General features: G+C 46.5%; 18 protein-coding genes. 17 read left to right on the top strand and 1 reads right to left on the bottom strand.

What is annotated here, in order from left to right; genetic code table 11:
• Positions 1-10 precede the first annotated feature (10 nt).
• The 11 genes from NQ518_RS08945 to recQ all read left to right on the top strand — a co-directional run bounded on the left by NQ518_RS08945 (position 11) and on the right by recQ (position 14319).
• The gene (locus tag NQ518_RS08945; RefSeq protein ID WP_227206616.1) at positions 11-835 is read left to right on the top strand and encodes a hypothetical protein; all 825 of its coding nucleotides are present in this window, start codon (positions 11-13) and stop codon (positions 833-835) included.
• Between the two features lie 21 nt (positions 836-856).
• A complete protein-coding gene (locus NQ518_RS08940; RefSeq protein ID WP_004349067.1) occupies positions 857-1681 on the top strand; it encodes an ROK family protein in 825 nt (274 codons plus the stop codon).
• 40 nt (positions 1682-1721) lie between these two features.
• Positions 1722-4280, top strand: coding sequence for a glycoside hydrolase family 2 protein (locus NQ518_RS08935; RefSeq protein ID WP_227962245.1), 2559 nt, complete (start codon positions 1722-1724; stop codon positions 4278-4280).
• A gap of 11 nt (positions 4281-4291) precedes the next feature.
• Complete coding sequence (locus NQ518_RS08930; RefSeq protein ID WP_227206620.1) at positions 4292-5455, top strand: AraC family transcriptional regulator; 1164 nt, start codon at positions 4292-4294, stop codon at positions 5453-5455.
• A 369-nt stretch (positions 5456-5824) separates the two neighbouring features.
• A complete protein-coding gene (locus NQ518_RS08925; RefSeq protein WP_004349072.1) occupies positions 5825-6577 on the top strand; it encodes an MlaE family ABC transporter permease in 753 nt (250 codons plus the stop codon).
• 30 nt (positions 6578-6607) lie between these two features.
• Positions 6608-7369: an ABC transporter ATP-binding protein gene (locus NQ518_RS08920; RefSeq protein ID WP_227206622.1), complete on the top strand. Its 762-nt coding sequence runs from the start codon at positions 6608-6610 to the stop codon at positions 7367-7369.
• 12 nt (positions 7370-7381) lie between these two features.
• Complete coding sequence (locus tag NQ518_RS08915) at positions 7382-8338, top strand: RsiV family protein (protein WP_227206624.1); 957 nt, start codon at positions 7382-7384, stop codon at positions 8336-8338.
• A gap of 297 nt (positions 8339-8635) precedes the next feature.
• On the top strand, positions 8636-9991 hold the full coding sequence (gene tig / locus NQ518_RS08910; RefSeq protein ID WP_227206626.1) for a trigger factor: 1356 nt from the start codon (positions 8636-8638) through the stop codon (positions 9989-9991).
• A 128-nt stretch (positions 9992-10119) separates the two neighbouring features.
• The gene (clpP, locus tag NQ518_RS08905) at positions 10120-10809 is read left to right on the top strand and encodes an ATP-dependent Clp endopeptidase proteolytic subunit ClpP (RefSeq protein ID WP_227206628.1); all 690 of its coding nucleotides are present in this window, start codon (positions 10120-10122) and stop codon (positions 10807-10809) included.
• Complete coding sequence (gene clpX, locus NQ518_RS08900) at positions 10796-12043, top strand: ATP-dependent Clp protease ATP-binding subunit ClpX (protein ID WP_227206630.1); 1248 nt, start codon at positions 10796-10798, stop codon at positions 12041-12043. The genes clpP and clpX overlap by 14 nt, the downstream gene beginning before the upstream one ends.
• A 98-nt stretch (positions 12044-12141) precedes the next feature.
• Positions 12142-14319 (top strand): DNA helicase RecQ, encoded by a 2178-nt coding sequence (recQ, locus tag NQ518_RS08895; RefSeq protein ID WP_227206632.1) that lies wholly within the window; start codon positions 12142-12144, stop codon positions 14317-14319.
• 590 nt (positions 14320-14909) lie between these two features.
• Here recQ and NQ518_RS08890 read toward each other — a convergent pair.
• A complete protein-coding gene (locus tag NQ518_RS08890) occupies positions 14910-15758 on the bottom strand; it encodes an alpha/beta hydrolase (RefSeq protein WP_227206634.1) in 849 nt (282 codons plus the stop codon).
• 464 nt (positions 15759-16222) lie between these two features.
• Here NQ518_RS08890 and guaB point away from each other — a divergent pair, with 464 nt between their 5' ends.
• Genes guaB through mutL form a run of 6 tightly spaced genes read left to right on the top strand, consistent with a single transcriptional unit; the run spans position 16223 to position 24491 of the window.
• Positions 16223-17707, top strand: coding sequence for an IMP dehydrogenase (guaB, locus tag NQ518_RS08885; RefSeq protein ID WP_227206636.1), 1485 nt, complete (start codon positions 16223-16225; stop codon positions 17705-17707).
• Positions 17708-17752: 45 nt separating this feature from the next.
• Positions 17753-19183 carry a foldase protein PrsA gene (locus NQ518_RS08880; RefSeq protein ID WP_374211098.1) on the top strand — a complete coding sequence of 477 codons (1431 nt, stop codon included), beginning with the start codon at positions 17753-17755 and terminating at the stop codon, positions 19181-19183.
• A 36-nt stretch (positions 19184-19219) separates the two neighbouring features.
• Complete coding sequence (locus tag NQ518_RS08875) at positions 19220-20674, top strand: peptidylprolyl isomerase (protein WP_227206640.1); 1455 nt, start codon at positions 19220-19222, stop codon at positions 20672-20674.
• Positions 20671-22347, top strand: coding sequence for an OstA-like protein (locus tag NQ518_RS08870; protein WP_227206642.1), 1677 nt, complete (start codon positions 20671-20673; stop codon positions 22345-22347). The genes NQ518_RS08875 and NQ518_RS08870 overlap by 4 nt, the downstream gene beginning before the upstream one ends.
• Positions 22344-22643: a hypothetical protein gene (locus NQ518_RS08865; RefSeq protein WP_227206684.1), complete on the top strand. Its 300-nt coding sequence runs from the start codon at positions 22344-22346 to the stop codon at positions 22641-22643. Before NQ518_RS08870 ends, NQ518_RS08865 begins: the two co-directional genes overlap by 4 nt.
• A gap of 30 nt (positions 22644-22673) precedes the next feature.
• Entirely contained in the window at positions 22674-24491 is a 1818-nt protein-coding gene (gene mutL, locus NQ518_RS08860) for a DNA mismatch repair endonuclease MutL (RefSeq protein WP_227962247.1), read from the top strand.

Raw genomic sequence — 24491 nt, 5'->3', positions numbered from 1 at the left:
AGTATTTATCATGAAAAGATTTTGTATATTTGCTACATTAACGGTTGCCATTTCGTTAGCAGCATGCGATCCGTTGATTGATGACCAACCAATGGGGGCGATATTGTCACCAGAACAGCTTGACATTGAAGTAACCAATGTCAAAGAAGGAAGTAACGCCATAATCCTAAGAAACAACACGCCACGCACGGCTGCCTATTGGGATACAGGCTTAGGCGTGTCTACACGCCAATGTGACACCATAATCATGCCATACATTGGTGATGTTAAGGTGAAATTCATAGGTATGTGCGATGGTGGACAGGTAGAAACTGAGCGGTCTGTTCACATCAATCAGATAGATCATCCCATCCAAAAAGAATGGATTTTGTTTGCGGGAAATGGAGCAAAAGGTAAAACTTGGACGTGGAATTTTGATAATACGGACGAGGCGGTCTATGGCACTGGTGGCTGGCTCACGCAGGATAATCCTTCATGGGATGTGAAGCCACTCAGTGAGCTGGAAGACAGAGATTGTTCTCTTGTGTTCGACTTAAATGGCGGAGCCAATGTTACCAAGGTAGATGTCAATGGCAAGGTTCTTGAGAAAGGACACTTCTCATTTGACATGACAGCCACAAAGGTAAATCCTAACAATGGAAAGCAATGGTCAATAGGCCAACTCACCCTTACTGGTGTCACAATGCTTTCGGGGCATGCTTTTTATGAGCCTGATAAAAAAATCACCACGTTTGAAATACTCAAGCTTACAGACAAAGAATTGGTGTTATGCTATGATGCCCCAGATGCAGAAGTATGGAATGATGCTACTTTCTGGATGCTCTGTGCCAAATGATAACTTGATATCTTTGAATAAATGAAAATAGGATTAGATGTGGGCGGCACAAATCTACGTGCTGCCCTCATAAACAAGCACGGTATCTTGAAAAAAGAGCAGGAGCAATGTCCCGCAGATGGCTCTTTACAAGATGTAGTAGATGCGCTATGTGGTATTATCGATAAACTCTTTGATGAAAATATAGAGTCGATAGGAGTGGGAATACCATCAGTTGTCGATAGCGATAGTGGCATTGTTTACAACACGGCAAACATTCCTTCATGGAAAGAGGTGAGACTGAAGGAGATTCTGCACAAGCGCTACAATGTACCAATAGCAGTCGAAAATGATTCTAACTGTTTTGCATTAGGCGTTTCACTTCATGAACAAGACAACAAGTTTAAGCACATGGTTGGGATTACTCTGGGAACAGGACTTGGTTGTGGCGTAGTCATAAATGGAAAATTGTATAGAGGAGCAAATGGGGCCGCTGGTGAGATAGGCTCACTTCCTTATCTGGATAGCGATGTAGAACATTATTGTGGCAGTATGTTCTTTTCTCGCTTCTGCCATAAAACAGCTCTACAGCTCTACAGTTTGGCAACGAATGGTGATGCCGAGTCTATTGAAAAGTGGCGTGAGTTTGGCTGCCACATGGGAAACATGGTCAAGATGGTGATGTTTGCTTACGATCCAGATGCGATTTATTTTGGCGGAGGCATTTCACAAGCGTTCTCTCTGTTCGAGCAATCCATGAATGAAGTGATTAAGTCGTTCCCATATCCGAAATCGACAAAGCTTCTACAAATCAGGCCCACCAGATTACAAGATGCGGCACTGTTAGGAGCTGGCAGTCTTATTTAAAATTCAAACGCAATAGAACAACCTATAAAACCAATAGACAATGAAAGGGACATTAGTACATATACAGCGACACATTGCATTATTCTCCCTGCTTTTCTATCTTGGAGTAACGACTTTGCCAGCTCGCATACTTGAGTTAAAAAATGGATGGATCTTGCAGGGTCGATACAAAGCTACTGTGCCATCAACCATTATGGGTGTCTTGACAGACAATGGCGAATACGACGGTATACTTGAAGGAACCGCCTATAAGCAGATAGACCGCACACGGTTTGACAAGCCCTGGACGTACTCCAATACATTCAGTCTCACGGAAAATGATCGGAAGGGGCATGTCTTCTTAAAGCTTGATGGAATCAGTTACCGTGCAAACATTAAACTCAATGGGGTCCTAATAGCAGACACCTCAGTTGTGTATGGCACATATCGTCGCTATTTACTTGATATTACTTCTGTTGCGAAAGAGAAGAACGCTCTCCAGATTCAAGTATATAGGGCCATGCCTGGCGAGCCCAATGCAGGATATGTGGACTGGAATCCAAGACCAGCCGATGAAAGTATGGGAATCATACGGCCAGTGAGTATTGTTACCTGTGGCGATGTGATGTTGACAAGTCCTGCAGTGTTCAGTGAGGTGAACATGGCCACGCTTGACGAAGCTTGGTTGACATTTTCTACTAAAATAACCAATTTGTCCGATCACGAGGTTCATGGTGAAATACATGCATCGTTCGGAGAAGTTGAGTTTACATATCCTATATCTCTACATGCTGGTGAACAACGGCTGTTGACTCTTACGCCTGACCAGGTAAAGCAACTACATATAAAAAATCCAAGGTTATGGTGGTGCCGGGGTTTAGGAACGCCGGAACTATATAAAATGGACCTCACGTTCTTATCCAACGGGAAAGTTCAAGACTCTAAGTCCTTCCAGTTTGGCATCCGTCAGGTAGGAGAATATTTCACCTCAGATGGCGACCGTGGATTTACTCTCAATGGTAAGCGTGTGCTTATTCGAGGAGGCGGATGGACCGATGATATTTTTATGAGAGATACGCCTGAGACAAATGCAGAGCAACTCTATAAAGTATGTGACATGAATCTTAATGCAATACGAATGGAAAATATTTGGGGAAAGTCGCAAGATATATTCAATCGATGTGACTCTCTCGGTATAATGGTACTTCCTGGTTGGACATGCCATTGGGAGTGGGAAGTATACCTTGGAAAACCCTGTGATGATTTATATGGATGTATGACATCGGAGAATGACATACGTTTGATGACACAATATTTTCATGACCAATTGCTTTGGTTGCGCCACCATCCAAGTATTATTTGCTGGTTTGTTGGGAGCGACAAGATACCTGTACCTAAACTTGAACAGAATTATCAGCGACTACTTCGTAGATTTGATCCCTCTCGCTCGATAGTCACATCTGCAAAGAAATTAGAAAGCCAATTGTCTGGAACCGCAGGCATGAAAATGGAAGGACCATACGATTATGTTGGACCGGCATATTGGTATGCACAGGAGGCTCCAGGCGGCGCGTTTGGCTTTAATACAGAAACTGGCATTGGAGCACAAATTCCACAGAAAGAGTCACTCAAACGTATGATAGGCAAAAATCTATGGCCGATTAACGAGACTTGGGAATATCATTGTACGGCATCTCAAACTTCCATGAATTCTCTTAACCATCTACAGAAAGTCATTTCCTCGCGTTATGGTACGCCAACTACCTTAGACGATTTCTTACACAAGGCAGATTTAGCCAATTATGAGAGTACAAAGGCAATGTTTGAAGCTTTTCGTGTGAACACTCCACGCTCTACGGGCATTGTGCAATGGATGCTTAATTCTGCGCGTCCAGGATTGTACTGGCAACTATACGATTACTACGGGCAGCCAAATGCGTCATATTATTCGGTGAAAAAAGGTAACTCTCCAATACAGTTGATTTATAACTACGCATCAAAAAAAATCGTCGCTGTCAATGAGTCGATACTTCCTGCACATGTTCATGCATCCATGAAAATATATTCTTTGGACGGAAGTCTGATCGATGAACAAAGTACTGATATTTCTATTTCTGGTCAGAAGCATGAAATCATATTTAATACACCAGAAATAAAGGAAAACGCTTTTCTGTTCTTGAAACTCACCGATGCTAAACACAACATCATTTCCACTAACGAGTATGTTCTTGCAGAACAAATGGATATTTATGATTGGGAAGCTACCGACTGGATAACAACTCCAATAAAAAGGTACGCTGACTATTCCGCTCTTGCAAAACTTGAAAGAGTGAAGCTTAACTTCAAAGCCGAATCAAGTAACAATGTCGAAGGGAAAAGTATCAATATTAGTGTGAATAATCCTAATAAAGTGGTTGCATTACTCATACGACTTGCCCTTACTGATCAGAAGGGGCATCTTGTGTATCCTGCATATTACACAGACAACTTCATCACTTTGCAACCAGGTGAAAATAGGAATATAAGATGCAATCTCCCCAAAGGAGTTGATACCAAAGACCTGAAGTTACAGGCTGACGGGTGGAATCTGGCTGGAATCAGTGAGATAAAAATTAAATAGAAGACCATTACATGATTCGTCTGATATTGCTTATAGATTTCACAGAAACCTACGCCACGGAATTATTACGGGGAATACTTGATTATTCCCAATCTCACGAGCCCTGGGTTATATGTCGTATGCCTCCTTCATACCGTGTTGAGCATGGTATTGAAGGAGTGCTTCAGTGGGCAAGACAATGGAAAGCAGATGCCATCATCGGCCAGTTTAATAACAATGATGACGTTAGTGTCTTTGCTGAAAATGGAATAATAGCACTTGCACAAGATTTTATTCAACGATTCCAGAACATACCTAATATTACGGGGGATTATATAGGCCAAGGCAATTTGGCTGCAGAGTTCTTCATAAAAAAAGGCTTTAGAAATTTTGCTTTCTATGGCTATGCAAATGCGGTATGGAGCCAAGAACGTTGTAAAGGCTTCTCAGATACTATTAAGTCTTTTGGATACCATTCACCTTCTATCTATATAAAGCAGTCACTTGAATATCTGTGGTATTATGACTTGGAACCGCTGGCTGAATGGCTGAGAAAATTACCTTCCTCCACGGCTATTCTAGCCTGCGATGACACACGAGCTAGCGTGATACTTGAAGTTTGTCGGATACTTAGGATCAAAGTTCCTTCAGAAATTGCTGTTTTAGGTGTTGATAATGATGAAATTACATGTACGCTTACATATCCTCTGCTATCGAGTATAAGTCTTGATGTTCGTCGTGCAGGTTACAATACTGCACAGTATATCGACCATGTGTTAAATCATAATTACAAGCGAGTTGACAATATCATGGTGGATTATATGGCAGTAATCGAAAGACAGTCAACTGACATATTTATGACGTCTAACAAGCATATTTTAACCGTTTTATCATTTATACATCAGTTTTATGCAGATAATCTCTCGGTGGAGCGCCTTCTTAAACTTGTCCCTATGTCACGTCGCTTGCTGGAGAAAACTTTCAAGGCAGAAACTGGAACTTCTATCCATCAATATATTTTGGATTTACGTTTTGAGCACATGAAACATAAACTGGTGTCCACAGATACACCAATTGCAGAACTTGCATTATTAACAGGTCTTTCTGATGCCAAGAATGTCGCGCGTATGTTTAAAAAACGAATGGGTATCACTCCTCTTGAATACAGAGACAAGCATCGTTGTGAACATACATGATTATGCATAAAATATTTGTTAGCTTTTAACTCAAATTATAGGAAGAAAATTTGGATTAAAGGACGTGGATGAAATGAACGACATGCGGAACAGACGCAACCGTGGCGCTCAATGATTATGACTCTTCTTGAAAAAACACTTTCACATGCTTGGCGTATCTCACTTTGATTTTGAATCAGCCAAGCAGTTGTGGATAATAAGTGAATATGACTGCGTATAAACTGTCGTTTTGATTTTATTAGCAGCGATGGCTATAATGACGAATCTCGAGAGTATTAATGGCTGTTTGAGAGAAAAACAAAAGGATTTATGGGTGAATGTAGATGAATTTAATTACTTTTGCAAAAGGTATCCAAACTCGCATCAAGAATGATTATAAAGCTGTTGATAACATATCTGACCACCTTTGGTGAGTATTTGATTTTGATGGGGCGCACGTTCAGGCGTCCCGAGCGCATGCGCATGTTCTTCAAGCGTTATGTCAAAGAGATGTGTCAGTTGGGTGTCGATTCGATACCCCTCGTCTTGTTGATTTCGTTTTTCATCGGTGCTGTCATCTGTATCCAGATGAAAGTCAACGTGCAGAGTCCGTGGATGCCTCGGTGGACTACGGGTTATGTTACCCGTGAAATCTTCTTATTGGAGTTTGCAAGCGCGTTCATGTGCTTGATTCTGGCTGGAAAGGTGGGGTCTAATATCGCTTCTGAGTTGGGTACCATGCGTGTGACGCAGCAGATTGATGCCCTTGATATCATGGGTGTGAATCCGGCCAGCTACCTCATTCTTCCCAAGATAGCTGGATTGATTACCATCATGCCCTTCCTGGTAATCTTCAGCTCGGTTGCCGGTATCATTGGCGCTTACGGTACGGCGTACAGTGGCGTGCTCTCGCCAGACGACTTGACGGCAGGTTTTCAATATTCGTTCAACGTATGGTTTGTGTGGATGAGTATCATCAAGAGCATCGTCTTCGCGTTCATCATCGCCAGCGTTTCTTCTTTCTATGGTTACTCGGTGCGGGGTGGCTCGGTTGAGGTGGGCGAGGCTTCCACGAACGCCGTGGTGAGCAGTTCTGTGTTGGTGCTGTTTGCCGACGTGTTCCTCACTCCGTTGCTGAGTTGAGTTTTTCAAAGTTTCTGAGTTGTTGAGTTTATGATAGAGGTAAAAAACTTAAATAAATCGTTTGGCGAAAAACAAGTATTGCACGACATCAATGTCCAATTTGAGGATGGGAAGACCAATCTGATCATCGGACAGAGCGGTTCGGGCAAGACTGTGTTGGTGAAGAGCATCGTTGGTTTGCTCTCGCCCGACAGCGGGCAGGTGCTTTATGATGGTCGTGACTTTGTGGCGATGAGAAAGCGAGAACAGGTGATGATGCGTCGGGAGATGGGGATGGTGTTTCAAAATTCCGCCCTGTTTGATTCTTTGTCTGTCCTTGAAAATGTGATGTTCCCCTTGGATATGTTTTCAACGAAGAATTATCGAGAGCGTGTGAAGCGTGCCCAAGAGTGTTTAGAGCGTGTCAACCTTTTGGATGCGCAAGATAAGGCACCCGGTGAGTTGTCGGGCGGCATGCAAAAGCGTGTGGCCATCGCTCGCGCCATCGTGCTGAACCCCAAATATCTCTTCTGTGACGAACCCAACTCGGGGCTTGATCCAAAGACCTCGTTGATTATAGACCAATTGCTGTCGGGCATTACCAAAGAGTTTGGCATGACCACCATCATCAACACCCACGACATGAACTCGGTGATGGAGATTGGCGAGCATATCACTTTCATCTATCAAGGCCACGTGGAGTGGACGGGCAACAAAGATAATGTGGCAAATTCGGACAACAAGAAGCTGAATGACCTGGTCTTCGCCTCCGATTTATTCAAGAAAGTGAAACAGGCCGAAAATGAGGAATAAACTTGTAAAACGATGGCAAAGAAGTTTTATTGTTATTTATTCAAGGTGAAAAGAAACCGTGTCTTATTGGGATTGTGTATAGCTGTGCTTGCCTTTGTGGCTGCCAGTTGCAACAACTCTGCGAAGAAAAACAGTCAAATGGCTACGGTAGGTGACAGCATCGTGTCAGACACGGAAGACTCATTGGTGTTTGTTACATTGCGCGACAGTGTGTTAAAAGATTCTGCTTACACGCACTCCCTTACATTTCAGTTCCCAGTCAGCGGTTCAAAGGGTGTGAGAGAGAGTATTGGGCGGTATCTATCTGAAAAACTTTCATATTTCTGTCCCAATATAGATATGACAAACGATGCCGAGGTTCGTGTTCACACCTATCGCGGTGATATCACAGACGGTAGGGGCTTGCTGTCCCATTATATGAAAGAATACACCGCTGGGTTTGAAAGTTGGGTGAACGAATTTGGCACAAGGTCAGATATGCTCATGTTTCAAGAAGTCGTTGGCAGCGCGGTATGGGAATCTGACAAGGCTCTTACCTATTGCATTGCATTTGAAAACTTCATGGGCGGGGCGCATGGTGGACACTTACAGAGTGCACGCACTTTTAGAAAAACCGACGGAAAGGTGATACAACTCATTGATTCTGCTCAACTTGACAAGATGCAGGCATTGATGTACGAAGGTCTTAAAGACTATTTAGGGCAAGAGATTACGCCGAATTTCAACGTGAAAGTTTCTGACATGCTGTTTGTAAAACGTATACCCTTGCCTGCCGATCATCTTGTCATGCGGCAAAATGGTCTCTTTTTTCTCTATCAGCCATACGAGATAGCTGCCTATGTGTATGGCATGCCAAGTTTTACATTGCCGTATGATAAAGTGATGCCATTCATGACAGCAGAGGCTGTAGAGCTGATTCCACAACAAAAAAACAAGAAAAACAGCCCTCAGGAAAAAGAAAATAAATGAAGATATAAGCATGCCTTTTATTTTCAATATCTGCTAAGTAGCACAATGGCGATGGTTCGTGATTCTTAAAGCATGTCTTTTAGCCCCTTTGTACAATGGGTTTAGGCGGTTAAAGCAATAGGTTTGTGTGCATATCTGCATGAGTTAATAACAGTCTGATTTATAGCTGATTATTTTGCCGCAATTGCGTTAAAAAATCAAATAATTCATAGTGAAGTTAGGAGATTAGGGTAAAAATGCGTAATTTTGCCATTCATTTGAAAACAACAAAAATAATCATAAATCAAAACGTTAAAGATGAATATTTCATTTGAGAATCCCGACAAGATCAATGGTCAGTTGACCGTGACTGTCGAAGAGTCCGATTACAAAGAGGATGTCGAGAAGACATTGAAAGATTATCGTAAGAAGGCCAACATGCCAGGTTTCCGTCCCGGACAGGTTCCGATGGGAATGATTAAGCGTCAGTATGGACCCGCCGTTAAGATGGACGTCATCAACAAACTGGTGGGCAGAAAGGTCTACGATTATATCAAAGAGAACAATATCCCGATGCTGGGCGAACCTCTGGCATCTGAGAAACACGACGCGGTGGATCTTGAGAAGGATGCTCCTTATACCTTTGTTTTTGATATCGCCGTAGCGCCTGAATTCAAGATTGAGCTCAATGGCAAGAACAAGATTGATTATTACAAGATACAGGTTGACGACAAGCTGATTGACCAGCAGGTTGATTCGTTTGCCGCTCGGATGGGCGAGTATGTCAAAGCAGAGACGTTTGAAGGCAATGACATGCTGAAGGGTGATTTGCGCGAACTCGATGAGCAAGGCAGCACCAAGGAAGGTGGTCTGACGGTTGAGGCAGCCGTGTTGATGCCCTCTTATATTAAGGTGGAAGAGGAAAAGAAGAAGTTTGATGGCGCCAAGTTGGGTGACATCATCACCTTTAATCCTCGTAAGGCTTACGCCAGCGATGTAGAATTGGCTTCGTTCTTGAAGATTGATAAAGAACAGGTGAAAGACCATGAAGGCGATTTCAGTTATCAAATCACCGAGATCAATCGTTTCCAAAACCATGCGGTGAATCAGGAATTGTTCGATAACATCTACGGCAAGGACGCTGTGAAAGATGAAAAGCAATTCCGTGAGAAGATAGCCGAGGGCTTGCAGGCACAACTCGAGGGCGAAAGCGACTACAAATTCTTGCAGGATACTCGTGCTTATGCCGAGAAGAAGGTTGGAAAACTGGAATATCCTGACGAACTGTTGAAGCGCATCATGCGTAAAAACAATCCCGATAAGGATGAGGCGTTTGTAGAAAAGAATTATGACGAGAGCATCAAGCAGCTCACTTGGCATCTGATTAAAGAGCAGTTGGTGAAAGCACATGATATCAAGGTAGAAGACCAAGATATCAAAGAGGTGGCGCGTGCTGCCGCTCGTGCCCAGTTCGCTCAATATGGTATGAGCAATGTTCCCGATGAGTATATCGACAATTATGTCAACGATTTGCTGAAAAAGCAAGAGAGCGTAGATGCTTTCATTGACCGTGCAGTAGACACGAAGCTGACACAGGCCTTGAAAAACGCTGTGAAATTGAATGAAAAGGAAATTTCACTGGATGACTTTCAGAAGATGATGGAAGAGAAATAACGTTTTTTCACTTAAAAAACTTCTTGTAACAAGAGGTTATCGACTTTTTTTATTAACTTTGTATAATCGAGGTTTTTAAAAGTGTCGATAACCTCTTTTATATTATAATGAGAAAGGATAAAAACAAAATGAATGATTTTAGAAAATACGCCACCCAACACTTGGGGATGAATGGCATGGTGCTTGATGATGTCATCAAGAGTCAAGCGCGATATCTTAACCCGTATATTTTGGAGGAGCGTCAGCTGAATGTAACGCAGTTGGATGTGTTCTCGCGCCTGATGATGGATCGAATTATCTTCTTAGGCACGGAGATTGACGACTATACGGCCAACACCTTGCAAGCACAGTTGTTGTACCTCGATAGCGCAGACAGCGGTAAGGACATCTCCATCTACATCAACAGTCCTGGCGGAAGCGTCACGGCGGGCTTGGGTATCTACGATACCATGCAGTTCATCTCGTCTGACGTGGCAACCATCTGTACGGGTATGGCGGCTTCGATGGCGGCCGTACTCCTTGTAGCAGGACAGGAAGGAAAGCGTAGCGCCTTGACGCACAGTAGAGTGATGATTCATCAGCCACTCGGAGGCGTGCAGGGACAGGCTTCTGACATCGAGATTGAAGCCAAGGAGATCATCAAATTCAAGAAAGAACTGTTCACCATCATCGCCAATCACTCGCACACACCGTACGAGAAAGTCTACCGAGATTCAGACCGAAACTACTGGATGGACGCTGAGCAGGCGAAGGAATATGGCATGATTGACACGGTGCTGGTTAGGAAACAACAAAAAGGAGAAAATGCCAACGATTAAGAAAAAGTGTAGTTTTTGCGGAAGAAACGAGCAAGAAGTACGACTGCTCATCACGGGAGCTGACGGATTTATCTGCGAGGATTGTGTTCAGCAGGCTTACCAGATAGCCGTGGCTTCCGGGGCGCTGGATGAAGAAGTGGAACAGCACGCCAGTGATCAGCCCTTCAAACTTAAGAAGGTTCCCAAACCACAGGAAATCAAGGCTTATCTCGATGAATACATCATCGGCCAGGATGACGCCAAACGTTATCTGTCGGTGGCAGTGTACAACCATTACAAGCGGTTGCAGCAGCCCAAAAATGATGACGGCGTGGAGATTGAGAAGAGCAACATCATCATGGTGGGCTCAACGGGAACGGGTAAGACGTTGCTTGCCAAGACTATTGCTCGACTGCTCGATGTGCCTTTCACCATCGTCGATGCAACGGTGTTTACCGAGGCAGGATATGTGGGTGAGGATGTGGAAAGCATCTTGTCGCGCCTGTTGCAGGTGGCCGATTACGACGTGCCGGCCGCCGAACGGGGTATCGTTTTTATTGACGAGATTGACAAGATTGCCCGCAAGAGCGACAATCCATCCATCACACGCGATGTGAGTGGCGAGGGTGTGCAGCAGGGACTTCTAAAGCTACTCGAGGGTACCATGGTGAATGTGCCGCCAAAAGGTGGCCGCAAGCATCCCGACCAAGACTATACCCACGTAGACACCAAGAACATCCTGTTTATCTGTGGCGGAGCTTTCGATGGCATCGAGCGCAAGATAGCGCAGCGGCTCAACACGCATGTGGTGGGTTACAACTCGGTGCAGAACGTGCGGAACATCAACAAGGGCGACCTGATGCAATATATCTTGCCGCAAGATTTGAAGTCGTTCGGACTGATTCCCGAGATCATTGGCCGTCTGCCTGTGCTCACCTATCTGAATCCTTTGGACAGAGAGGCGTTGCGCAAGATCTTGGTAGAACCCAAAAACTCGATTGTGAAGCAATATATCAAGCTGTTTGAGATGGACGGAATCAAGTTGACGTTCAACGAAGATGCGCTCGATTACATGGTTGACAAAGCGGTTGAGTATAAATTAGGTGCGCGTGGTTTGCGCTCTATCGTGGAGTCGGTGATGATGGACGCCATGTTCGAAATCCCCTCCAAGCGTGTCAAGAGCTTCAAAGTGACCCTCAAATACACCCAGGAGCAACTCGACAAGGCTCATCTACAGAAATTGGAGTCGGCTTAAACAGCCGCACTGTGTAACACAAAAGCGATAATCTAAGCCGGACTGTTCGGCGGGAAGGACCTGATCCCCGCCGAACGCACCGGCACTAATGAAACACTATGGCAGAGAAGGTTAATCTTACAGAGAAATTAAAACTTTATTTCGGCTTTGATGCTTTCAAAGGCGAGCAGGAAGCCATCATCAAACATCTTCTGGCTGGCAACAGCGCATTTGTGCTCATGCCCACCGGTGGAGGTAAGAGCTTGTGCTATCAGTTGCCGTCACTCATCATGGAGGGGACGGCCATCGTGGTATCTCCGCTCATCGCCTTGATGAAAAATCAGGTGGATGTCATCAACGGCATCAGTGAAGAAGAAGGCGTAGCCCATTTCCTCAACTCGTCTTTAAACAAGGCTGCCATCCAACAGGTCATGGACGATGTTCGCTCGGGGCGTACCAAGTTGTTGTACGTGGCACCCGAATCGCTGAACAAGGAGGAGAACATTGAGTTCTTAAAGACCGTCAAAATCTCTTTTTATGCCATCGATGAGGCGCACTGTATTTCTGAGTGGGGACACGATTTCAGACCAGAGTATCGAAACATCCGGCCCACCATCAACAAGATAGGCGATGCCCCTGTAATCGCTTTGACGGCAACAGCTACCGACAAGGTGCGCACAGACATCAAGCGAAGTTTGGGTATTGCGGATGCACGCGAGTTTAAAAGCTCGTTCAACCGCCCCAATCTGTACTACGAGGTACGGCAAAAAGCCTCGGATATCGACCGCCAAATCATCATGTTCATCCGTCAGCATGAGGGCAAGAGCGGCATCATTTACTGCCTGTCGCGCAAAAAGGTGGAAGAATTGTCTGAAGTGTTGAAGGCCAACAACATCAAGGCGGCACCTTATCACGCCGGACTGGACAGTGCCACTCGATCACAAACGCAAGACGACTTTTTGATGGAGCGCATCGATGTCATCGTGGCCACCATCGCTTTCGGCATGGGTATCGACAAGCCCGACGTGCGCTTTGTCATCCACTACGACATCCCGAAAAGTCTGGAGGGATACTATCAGGAGACAGGTCGTGCAGGTCGAGATGGCGGTGAGGGCATCTGTGTGGCATTCTATGCACGGAAAGACCTCAAAAAGTTGGAGAAGTTCATGGAGGGAAAGCCCGTGGCAGAACAAGACATCGGCCGCCAACTGCTGCAAGAGACGGCGGCTTACGCCGAGTCTTCCGTGTGCCGACGCAAGATGTTGCTACACTATTTCGGGGAAGAATATCGGCAAGACAACTGCCATAGCTGCGACAACTGTCTGCATCCCAAAGAGCGGCGCGAGGGCAAGGACGCCCTGCTCATCATTCTCAAGGCCATCGTAGCACTCAAAGAAGAGTTCCGTCAAGGTTATGTCGTTGATTTTGTCATGGGCAAAGCCACTGATGACATCACCTCGCACAAGCATGACGAGTTGGAAGAGTTCGGCTCTGGTGAGGACGAAGATCCCAAGATGTGGAATCCTGTCATCCGACAAGCACTCATCGCGGGATACATCGAAAAAGAAGTAGAGAACTATGGGGTGCTCAAAGTGACGGCAGCTGGCAAGAAATTCATTAAAAAACCTGTGTCGTTCATGGTCGCATTGGATACCGAGTTCAGCGATTACGATGAGGTTGAGGCACCAAAGGGCGGAACCAGCGTACTCGATCCGGCGCTCTTCAGCATGCTGAAAAATCTGAGAAAGCAAATGTCGGCCAAGCTCAACCTGCCAAAATACGTCATCTTCCAGGATGCCTCGTTGGAGCAGATGGCTACCGATTATCCCATTACCTTGGAAGAACTGCAACAGATTCAGGGCGTGGGAGCCGGCAAGGCCAAGCGATATGGACCTAAATTCGTCGAACTCATCAAAGCGCATTGTGAAGAGAATCACATCGAGCGACCCGAAGAGATGCGTGTACGAACGGTGGCTAAGAATAGCATGGTAAAGATCAAAATCATTCAGAGCATCGACCTGCAGGTGGCACTCGATGACATCGCCAATGCCTTGGGACTTGACTTCGACGAGCTGCTCGACGAGCTGGAAGCCATTGTTTACAGCGGAACCAAAATCAATATCGACTATTTTGTGGAAGACGTGATGGACGAGGACCATGTGGACGAAATCTACGACTACTTCTTGGATAGCGAGTCGGATGGTTTGAAGCTGGCTATGGAAGAGTTGGGCGACATATATACCAAGGAGGAGTTGCGCTTGGTGCGCCTCAAATTCATTTCTGATTTAGCCAACTAACACACTTCCCATCTCCCTGAATCCTCTTTGCAACGTTTGAAAGTGACGGTGGCGTCACCCTTCATTCAAAGCGAAAATGTGGTACACAACATGGGAGAGAGGAGGAAAATAATGATGGAGGGGCGGTATTCCCACTATTCCTGAAATGAAAGGAATGGTGAGCATGCCGCCCTTTCTTAGTAGATAGCGGCTCGTCGCCGATGCCTTTTTCCCTTCGTGCATCTGCAACGTTCGGTGACGCTTTTGCGAGTCGGTTTTTTCATCGATTCATGATGGATTTGAAAGGCATTGAGATAGAGGACTAAACTCCATGCTTTTGGCACCCAAAGTCAATGGGTTGAAGCAGTAAACTCCATGCTTTTTTCCACGAACCCTGAAACATGATGAACAAGCCATGTGAATAAGGTTTTTATCATGCCCGAAATTAAAGCGTCACAAACAAAACCTCTCATGCTCGTATTCGGCAGGCATTTAGTGAAGATGTGGAGATAGAATGGAGTGATGGAACAAGCAAAAAGGCACGTCAAATCAGTGCCTTTTTGCCTTTTTAAAAGATGTTGAGCAGGCGGTTGCTGCCGCCTTTTAAACCGTTAATTTCTAAACCCAATCGATACAAATGGAAGGGCAAGTCTTAATGAGCTGTGCCAATATTCCCAGTTGTGAACACCATTGCGAATGCGAAGTTCGCTATTGAGGCCTGCTTTGCTGCAGAGCTGGTGAAGATTAAAAGAGTCTCCCACATCGGGATCATCATCTCCACAATCGAAGAACCAGCGTACTGTGCGCAGTTGTTGCTTTGTTGCTTCATTTGCATTCAACATGAAATCAATTGCAGAGTGGTCACGAACCGATTTGCAGACATAGTATAACTTGTCCTTTCCATGTGGGGCAACTTCTGGTTCTTTGGTGTCCAACCAGGCACTCATGGCAAAAGACGATGAGAAAAGCTCGGGATGATGCTGGCAGTACACGGTGCTGGCACCTCCACCCATCGAAAGTCCCATAATGGCTCGATGCTTTTTGTCGGTATACGTATGATACTTTTTCTCTACGGTAGGCATTAGTTCGGTAAAAAAGAACGTTTCATAGTTCCATCCAGGCATGTTGTAGTAGCCGTTCCACTGATTTCTTACATCAGGATGTCCTGCGTTGGGCATGATAATAACCATGGGTACAGCCTCCTGGGCTTTAATCAATTCATCTGCAACCTCTCTCATGTTTGCTTTCATAGCCCAGTCTTTATAGGTGCCATACAGACCATGCAGCAAGTAGGCAATGGGATATTTTTGTGATGCTGGCTCATACCCTGTGGGCAGATAGACGTTGTATTTAATCGTACTATTCAGCACACTACTGTGTATGCTGTCGGTAATTACTTTACCAGCCCATAATGGCGCACTCATCCAAAAGATAAAAAATAATAAAAATAACTTTTTCATTGTTATATTGTTTAAAATAGTAATTTATGGCAGAATCAATTGGTTGCGGGCAAATGCAAAGGTTGTCAGTAGCTATTGATACCATGCAAAGGTATATAATTTTTTATTTTCCAGATAGGAAGGATTGATAAAAATAGCGAGTTTATGGTTTTTTCTCGCTGCGTTTACTTACAGTGATTCTGTTGCGGTGTGGAGCAGGGGATGGCTATGGATATTCATTATAGCCAGAATCTTTGCAAATCCCAAAATTGGACAAGAGGAAATTAAGTGTAAGTGCAAGCAAATACAATTAAAAAAACAAATAAAAGCCTGGTATCCTAACAAGTTGCTGTGTGTTTTTGATGTGGCAGCGCTCGCCGCGTTAATTTCAATTAAATGACATAGAAAAACGGGAAAAGTGCGGCAGATGTGGATTTTTATTGCTAAATTTGCACGCAATAAATTTTTAAATAAGGTACCTAAATATGTCATCATTTGTTGCAGATAAAATTATGATGGACGGTCTTACCTTCGATGACGTCCTGTTAGTTCCCGCTTATTCTGAAGTTTTGCCCAAGGAGGTTCAGTTGAAAACCAAATTCTCTCGTCACATCGAGATGAACGCTCCTTTCGTGTCGGCCGCCATGGATACCGTCACCGAATCGGCCATGGCCATCGCTATCGCACGCGAGGGAGGCATCGGCGTGATACACAAAAACATGTCGATTGAGGAACAGGCGCACCAGGTGGCTATCGTGAAGCGTGCCGAGAACGGCATGATTTACGACCCGGTGACCATCCGTCGTGGCAAGACCGTGCGGGATGCCCTGGAAATGATGCGCAGCTATCACATCGGAGGTATTCCTGTTGTTGATGAGGACGGGCATCTGGTTGGCATCGTGACCAACCGCGACCTGCGTTTTGAGCGTCGGTTGGACAAGGCCATCGACGAGGTGATGACACATGAGAATCTGGTGACTACGCATGCCAGAACCGACTTGGCTGCGGCTGCACAAATCTTGCAGGAACATAAAATAGAGAAGTTGCCGGTGGTGGACGCCAACAACAAATTGGTGGGATTGATTACTTACAAGGACATCACCAAGGCCAAGGACAAACCCATGGCTTGCAAGGACGAGAAAGGGCGTCTGCGTGTGGCTGCCGGTGTGGGCGTAACGGCCGATACCATGGAACGTTTGGAAGCATTGGTGGCAGCAGGTGCCGATGCCGTGGTTATTGATACGGCCCATGGTCATTCCAAGGGCGTGATAGAAAAGTTGCGTGAGGCCAAGGCTGCCTTCCCCAATATCGATATCGTTGTGGGTAACGTGGCGACAGCTGCCGCAGCCAAGTTGCTGGTGGACAATGGTGCCGATGCCGTGAAGGTGGGTATTGGGCCTGGCTCGATTTGTACTACTCGTGTGGTGGCCGGTGTGGGCGTTCCACAGTTGTCTGCCGTTTATGACGTGTTCTCCGTACTGAAAGACACGGACGTTCCGTTGATTGCTGATGGCGGTCTGCGCTATTCGGGCGACGTGGTGAAGGCCTTGGCGGCTGGTGGCAGTTCGGTGATGGTGGGTTCGTTGGTGGCAGGTACCGAGGAAAGTCCTGGCGAGACCATCATTTTCAACGGTCGTAAGTTTAAGAGCTACCGCGGCATGGGCAGTCTGGAGGCGATGGAACAGAAGAACGGATCGAAAGACCGCTATTTCCAATCTGACACCACGGACGCCAAGAAGCTGGTACCGGAAGGTATCGCCGGTCGTGTGCCTTACAAGGGAACCGTTCAGGAGGTGATTTATCAGTTGATGGGTGGCTTGCGTTCCGGCATGGGTTATTGCGGTGCGGCAACCATTGAAGAATTGCATCATGCGAAGTTTGTGCGCATCACCAACGCAGGTGTTTTGGAAAGTCATCCGCACGACATCTCCATCACCAGTGAGGCTCCCAACTACAGCCGGCCGGAATAAACGGTTTTGCGGGAGTTCCCGGTGAAGACAGAATAGCATCGAGACATGAAAAAAATGAAAAAGCTTTTGACCATCATGCTCTGCTGTAGCAGCATGGCTCTGGCACAGCAGACCGATCCTGTCGTGATGACCATCAACGGTCAGCCCATCACGCGTTCGGAATTTGAATATTCTTACAACAAGAACAATGCGGAAGGCGTAATCGACAAGAAGACCGTTGACGAATATGTTGACTTGTTCATCAACTATAAGTTGAAGGTGATGGCCGCCCAGGCTGCCAAAATGGATACGGCTCGCTCGTTCAAGACAGAGTTTGCTACCTATCGCGACCAGCAAATCAGGCCAGCCATGATTACGGATGCCGATGTAGAGCAGCGCGCTCGTGAGATTTACAGAGAAAGCCAGCAGCGTGTTGACGGTGTGGGCGGACTGGTAAAACCGGCACACATTTTGTTTGGTATTCGCCAGACCGATGGTGAGGACAAGAAGAACCAGGCGAAGCAGCGTGCCGATTCGGTTTACAATGCCCTGCTGAAGGGAGCCGACTTTGCTGCATTGGCGCGACAACTGTCAGATGACCGAGGCTCGGCCGAGCAAGGTGGCGAACTGCCATGGATAGAGAAAGGGCAGACGCTGAAAGAGTTTGAAGACATGGCTTTCTCCCTACGCAAGGGCGAGCTTAGCAAACCTTTCCTTTCTCCCGCCGGTTATCACATTGTGTTGTTGAAAGACAAAGGCAATTTCTTCCCATACGATTCGTTGCGAACCAGCATTTTGCGGTTCATCGAGCAGCGGGGCATTCGCGAGCAAATCATCTCGCAAAAGATAGAAACCTTGGCCAAAGCTGCCGGACCTAACGTGACTGCGGACGAGGTGCTGGCCAAGAAGCGCGCAGAAATGGTGGCGAAAGATCCTAACTTGAAATATCTCATTCAGGAGTATCACGACGGACTGTTGCTCTTTGAAATCAGCAGTAAAGAAGTTTGGGCCAAGGCGCAGAGTGATGAAAGGGGCCAGGCTGACTATTTTAAGAAAAACAAGAAAAGGTATAAGTGGGAGCAACCGAGATTCAAGGGCATCGCCTACTATACAAAAGACAAAAATGATGTGAAGGCTGTGCGGAAGGTAGTGAAACACCTGCCATTTGACCAATGGACGGAAAAACTGCACAGTACATTCAATAACGACAGCATCTTGCGCATCAAGGTGGAAAAAGGTATCTTCAAGGCGGGTGATAATTCGTTGGTAGACAGGAATGTCTTTGGGAAGAAGGTGCCGCTGAAGCTCGAGAAAGATTATCCATACGCTGCCACCTACGGCAAAAAACTCAAGGCCCCCAAAGACTACCGGGACGTGAAAGCACAAGTGGTCGCTGACTATCAAGATGAACTGGAGAAGCAGTGGGTGGAAAGGCTTCGCAAACAATATGCCGTGACCGTGAACCGTAGCGTGCTTGCTACGGTGAACAAGCATTAAGGTTTGGCGATGGTGTAAACAGACAAAACAAGAAACATGAATAAAACTTTTAACGTAGGCTGTGCCCTTCTGGCACTCACGGTTGTGTTGGGAATCAGTGCCCGACCGCATGGTTCGGCTGCCATGCAGCCTGTAGCCGACTCTACAAGTGTGGAGCAGCGCGCTCCCGAGTCGAGTGTCATCGATGAGGTGATTTGGGTGGTTGGCGATGAGCCCATCATGAAATCGGATGTGGAAATGTCACGTTTGCAAGCTGAGGCTGAGGGCATCAAGTTTAAGAGGAACCCCGATTTTGCCATTCCAGAGCAGATTGCCGTTCAGAAGTTGTTCTTGCATCAGGCCGAATTGGACTCTGTGAAGGTGCAGGAATCACAGGTCACCGCAAACATCGAGCGACAAATCAATCGATGGATTGAAATGGCAGGTGGTTCGGTTGAGCGATTGGAGCAGTATCGTGGACAATCCATTGCCCAGATGCGGTCACAGTTGCGCGATGATTTCCGCAACAACTTGCTCGTGCAGAGCATGCAGGAAAAACTGGTGGAGGATGTGAAGGTGACTCCCTCTGACGTGCGTGCTTATTTCAAAAACCTGCCGGAAGACAGTATCCCCTTTGTGCCAACAGAGGTGGAAGTAGAGATTATTACCCGTATGCCGCGAATCTTACCCGAGGAAATCAATCGGGTGAAGGACGAATTGCGTAACTATACCGAGCGTGTAACCAAGGGTGAAACCACCTTTGCTACCTTGGCGCGTCTTTATTCAGAAGACCCAGGTTCTGCTCGCCAGGGAGGTGAAATGGATTACACAGGGCGTGGTATGCTCGACCCGGCGTTCGCCAATGTCGCTTTCAACCTGACAGACCCGAAAAAGATTTCGAAGATTGTAGAGACAGAGTTTGGTTTTCACATCATTCAGTTGGTTGACAAGCGCGGTGATAAAATCAAGGTGCGCCACATCTTAATCAAACCGAAGGTTACTGATGAAGAGGTTAACAAAACACTCATGCGACTTGATTCCATTGCAACGCAGCTCCGCAAAGACAGCTTTTATATAAAAGATGAGAAATTGTCTTTTGGTGACGTGGCAACGTTCATTTCGGATGACAAAGATACCCGCAACAACAGGGGCTTGATGGCTTATCTGGATCCGATGACCGGAAGTTTGTCTTCACGATTCCAGATGAAAGACCTGCCTACAGAAGTGGCCCGAGTGGTAGAAGGTATGAAGGTGGGCGATGTGTCCAAGCCTTTTAGGATGATAAACAAGCGCGGCAAGACCGTGTGCGCCTTCATCCGACTGCGCAATCGTATCGATGGACATCGTGCCACGATAACGGAAGACTATCAGGTGATGCAGAACATCGTGTTGGCCAAGGAACGACAAGACTTTATCCATAACTGGGTGGTCAATAAAATTAAGAAAACGTATGTGCGGATGAAAGACCGCTACAAGACGGGTGAATACGAATACGAAGGTTGGGTTAGATGATCAATCGAACAGGTAAATTACTTTCAAAGAGCGGGCATAGAATCAGGTTCATCGTGAGTCTATGCCTGTTTGGACTTTGTATAGCGCAGGTTCTTCCTGCTCAACGCAACAAGAAAAAGACGCAAAAGAAAGACCGCGTAGAACTCTTGCATGCGGATGAGTTGCGTTATGACCTGTATGGACCCAACCCAGAAGCGCAGATACTCAAAGGGCATGTGTCGTTTAGACATCAAGGTGCCAGGCTGACCTGTGACAGTGCTTACTTCTATGAGGCCGACAATTCCATGCAGGCTTTCGGACATGTACGTTTCCGACAAGGCGACACCCTGTCGCTGGTGGCCGACCGAGCTGATTATGATGGACAAGAACAAGTGATGCGGGCCAGGAAGAATGTGGTGCTGAAACACCGCAGACAAGTCTTGCGCACCGACAGTTTGGACTATGACCGACTGTACAAAAATGCTTATTTCTTTGAGGGTGGAACACTGATAGACGGGAAAGACCGACTGGTTTCCGACTGGGGTGAATATAACACCGAAACCCGACAGGCTGTGTTTTACTATAACGTGAAACTCAAGAGCCCCGAACGACTCGTCACCACAGATACGCTGCATTATGACACGAAGAAATCAATTGCCCATGTGCTGGGGCCATCCAAGATAACCACCAAGTCGAGTGTGGTGGAGACCAAGGATGCATTTTTCCACACCAAGAGTGACCAGGCGCAGTTGTATGGCAGGTCTACCATCGTGGATGGAGAGAAAACCATTACGGGCGACAGTCTGTTCTATGACAGTCGTACGGGCGACAGCCATGGCAACGGCAACGTGGTGTTCGTGGATAAGAAGAATCGAAACTCGCTGCTGGCCAACTATCTTCAGTATAATGAAAAGACAGGACAAGGCGTGGCCACCGATAGCGCGCTGGTCATCGACTATTCGCAAAAGGACACTTTGTACATGCATGGTGATACGTTGAAGTTGTTCACCTTTCATATCGATACCGACTCCATGTACCGCAAGGTGCACGCATATCATAAGGTAAGGGTGTACCGAAAAGACCTTCAGGCAGTATGCGACTCGTTGGTGTTCAGTACGGAAGACTCGTGCATGACTATGTATCAAGATCCCATCGTGTGGAACAACAATCGTCAGCTTCTGGGAGAACAGATTCATTTGTATATGAACGACAGTACCATTCGTGAGGCACACGTCATTGGACAGGCATTGTCGATAGAACAGGCTGACCAGAATGATCATTACAACCAACTGTCATCGAAAGAAATGCACGCTTACTTCACCGATGGTAACATCAGAAGAACGGTTGCTGTGAGCAATGTCCTGTCGGTATTCTACCCCCTTGATGACAAGGACAGCTCATTGGTGATGATGAACTATCTGGAAACAGATACGATGAAAATGTATTTTGCCGACCACCGGCAGCTCGAGAGGATATGGACACCCAAGGCGGTGGGCACCTCTTATCCGATGTCGCAGATACCAGCCAACAAGGAACGTTTGCCCGACTTTGCCTGGTTTGCGGATATCAGACCGAAGGATAAGGATGATGTATTCCGTTGGCGAGGGAAAGAAGGAGGCAACAAACTGAAGTATGTACCACGACAGCAAGCCCCCTTGCAACGATTGAATCGAAAGAAAGGAGCAACGCCATGAGTTTCTTTCAGCAACCAAAGCCCCGAGGCTTTCAGCATCAATATATCTATGTGGACGAACGAAAAGAACGTCTGAAGGCGATGGAACGCCGTGCGAAGGCAGCCTTGGGTCAACAAGAAGAGCAACCGTATGATGCTGAAGCGCAGTTGAAGGGGACCATCAGGCGCTCTTCCTATCATGCGCACCGAAGGAAATCTCTTTCGATAGCCACCGTGTTGCTGCAAGCACTGTTCGTTGTGTTGCTGGCGTTCGTTGTGCTGTGGTTGCTCATTCAACTGAAGGGGCTGACCGTATAGAAAACAATAAAAGGAGAAAGAACCAGAAGAATGAAGGACGTTATACAACTTTTACCCGACATCGTAGCCAATCAGATAGCCGCTGGTGAAGTGATTCAACGCCCCGCAAGTGTCATCAAAGAGCTTGTGGAAAATGCTGTTGATGCCGACGCCAAGGAAATCAACGTCCTTGTCGAGGATGCTGGACGGACCTCCATACAAGTAATTGATGACGGAAAAGGAATGTCCGGCACGGATGCCCGCTTGTCGTTTGAGCGCCATGCCACGTCCAAAATCCGCAAGGCCGACGATTTGTTCGCCTTGCAGACCATGGGATTTCGAGGTGAAGCCCTGGCATCCATTGCCGCAGTGGCGCAAATAGAATTGAAGACGCGGCGGGAAGAAGATGAGTTGGGTACTCATTTGTCTATCGCTGGGTCCAAATTTATGGGACAAGAACCTTGTTCATGTCCGGTAGGCAGTAATTTCACGGTTGCTAACTTGTTCTATAATGTCCCGGCTCGTCGCCGTTTTCTCAAATCAAACACCACAGAACTCAACCATATCATCTCGGCTTTCGAGCGCATTGCCTTGGTCAATCCACAGTTGGCCTTTACCTTGTACAGCAATGGCTCGGAGTTGTTTAACCTCCGTTCTGGAGGATTGAAACAAAGAATTGTAGATATTTTTGGCAAACGCATCAATCAAGACCTGCTGCCATTGGGCGTGGAGACGTCGATGTGTAAGCTGAGTGGTTTTGTCGGCAAGCCAGAATCGTCCAAGAAAAAAGGAGCGCATCAGTATTTCTTCGTCAACAACCGCTACATGCGGCATCCTTATTTCCACAAGGCCGTGATGAACGCCTTTGAGCGATTGGTGCCGCAAGGCGAGCAGGTTCCTTATTTCATTTACTTCGAAGTGAAGGCGCAGGATATCGATGTCAACATCCATCCCACCAAGACTGAAATCAAGTTTGAGAACGAACAGGCCATCTTCCAAATCCTGTTCGCAGCCGTGAGAGAAGCTGTAGGACTTTTCAATGATGTGCCATCCATCGAATTTGACACGCAGGGACAGCCCGACATTCCCGTCTATACGCCAGGAAACGATGGTGCGGTGGTTCCAAAGGTGAACTACAATCCGCAATACAATCCATTCAAAGGTGGGGAATCCGCTTCCAAGCCGTCGGCAGACCATTGGGAACAGCTCTACGACAGCATCAGTCAACCGCCCACCATGCCCAATGTTTTTGACCAGAATGCTAATAATGGGGAAGGCAGCGATGACGAACTGGTGGAAGACAAATCTCCTATACATTATCAATATAAGGGTCAGTACATCATGACAGCCGTCAAGTCGGGATTGATGATGATAGACCAGCACCGCGCGCACGTCAGGGTGTTGTACGAACGATATTTGCAGCAAATCAAAAACCAGAAAGCCTATCCGCAGAAAATGCTGTTCCCCGAGTTGATTGAATTCTCTCCATCCGAAGCGATGAACTTTGCCAAGCTCAAGCCAGAGTTTGTCGCCATGGGCTTCGAGTTTACTGACATGGGCAATCATGATTATGCCATTCAGGCTGTTCCATCAGGGATTGAAGGACTGGATGCCGTCCAACTGATACACGACATGCTGGTGTCTGCCAAGGAGAAAGATTCCAGCGCGGTAGAAGAAGTACATCGGGCTTTGGCCTTGAGCTTGGCACGAAGTGCAGCCTTGCCAACGGGACAAGTGCTGAATAATGATGAGATGGAAAACTTGGTCAACAGTCTGTTCAGGTGTCAAAATGTAAATTATACTCCTGATGGTAAATCTATCCTACACATCCTCCAACAGTCTGAAATAGAACGTTTATTCGATTCATAA

Origin of the sequence: Hoylesella buccalis ATCC 35310 (assembly GCF_025151385.1) — a bacterium.
In the GTDB taxonomy this organism is placed as follows: domain Bacteria; phylum Bacteroidota; class Bacteroidia; order Bacteroidales; family Bacteroidaceae; genus Prevotella; species Prevotella buccalis.
This window is presented reverse-complemented; position numbering and strand designations above follow the sequence as displayed.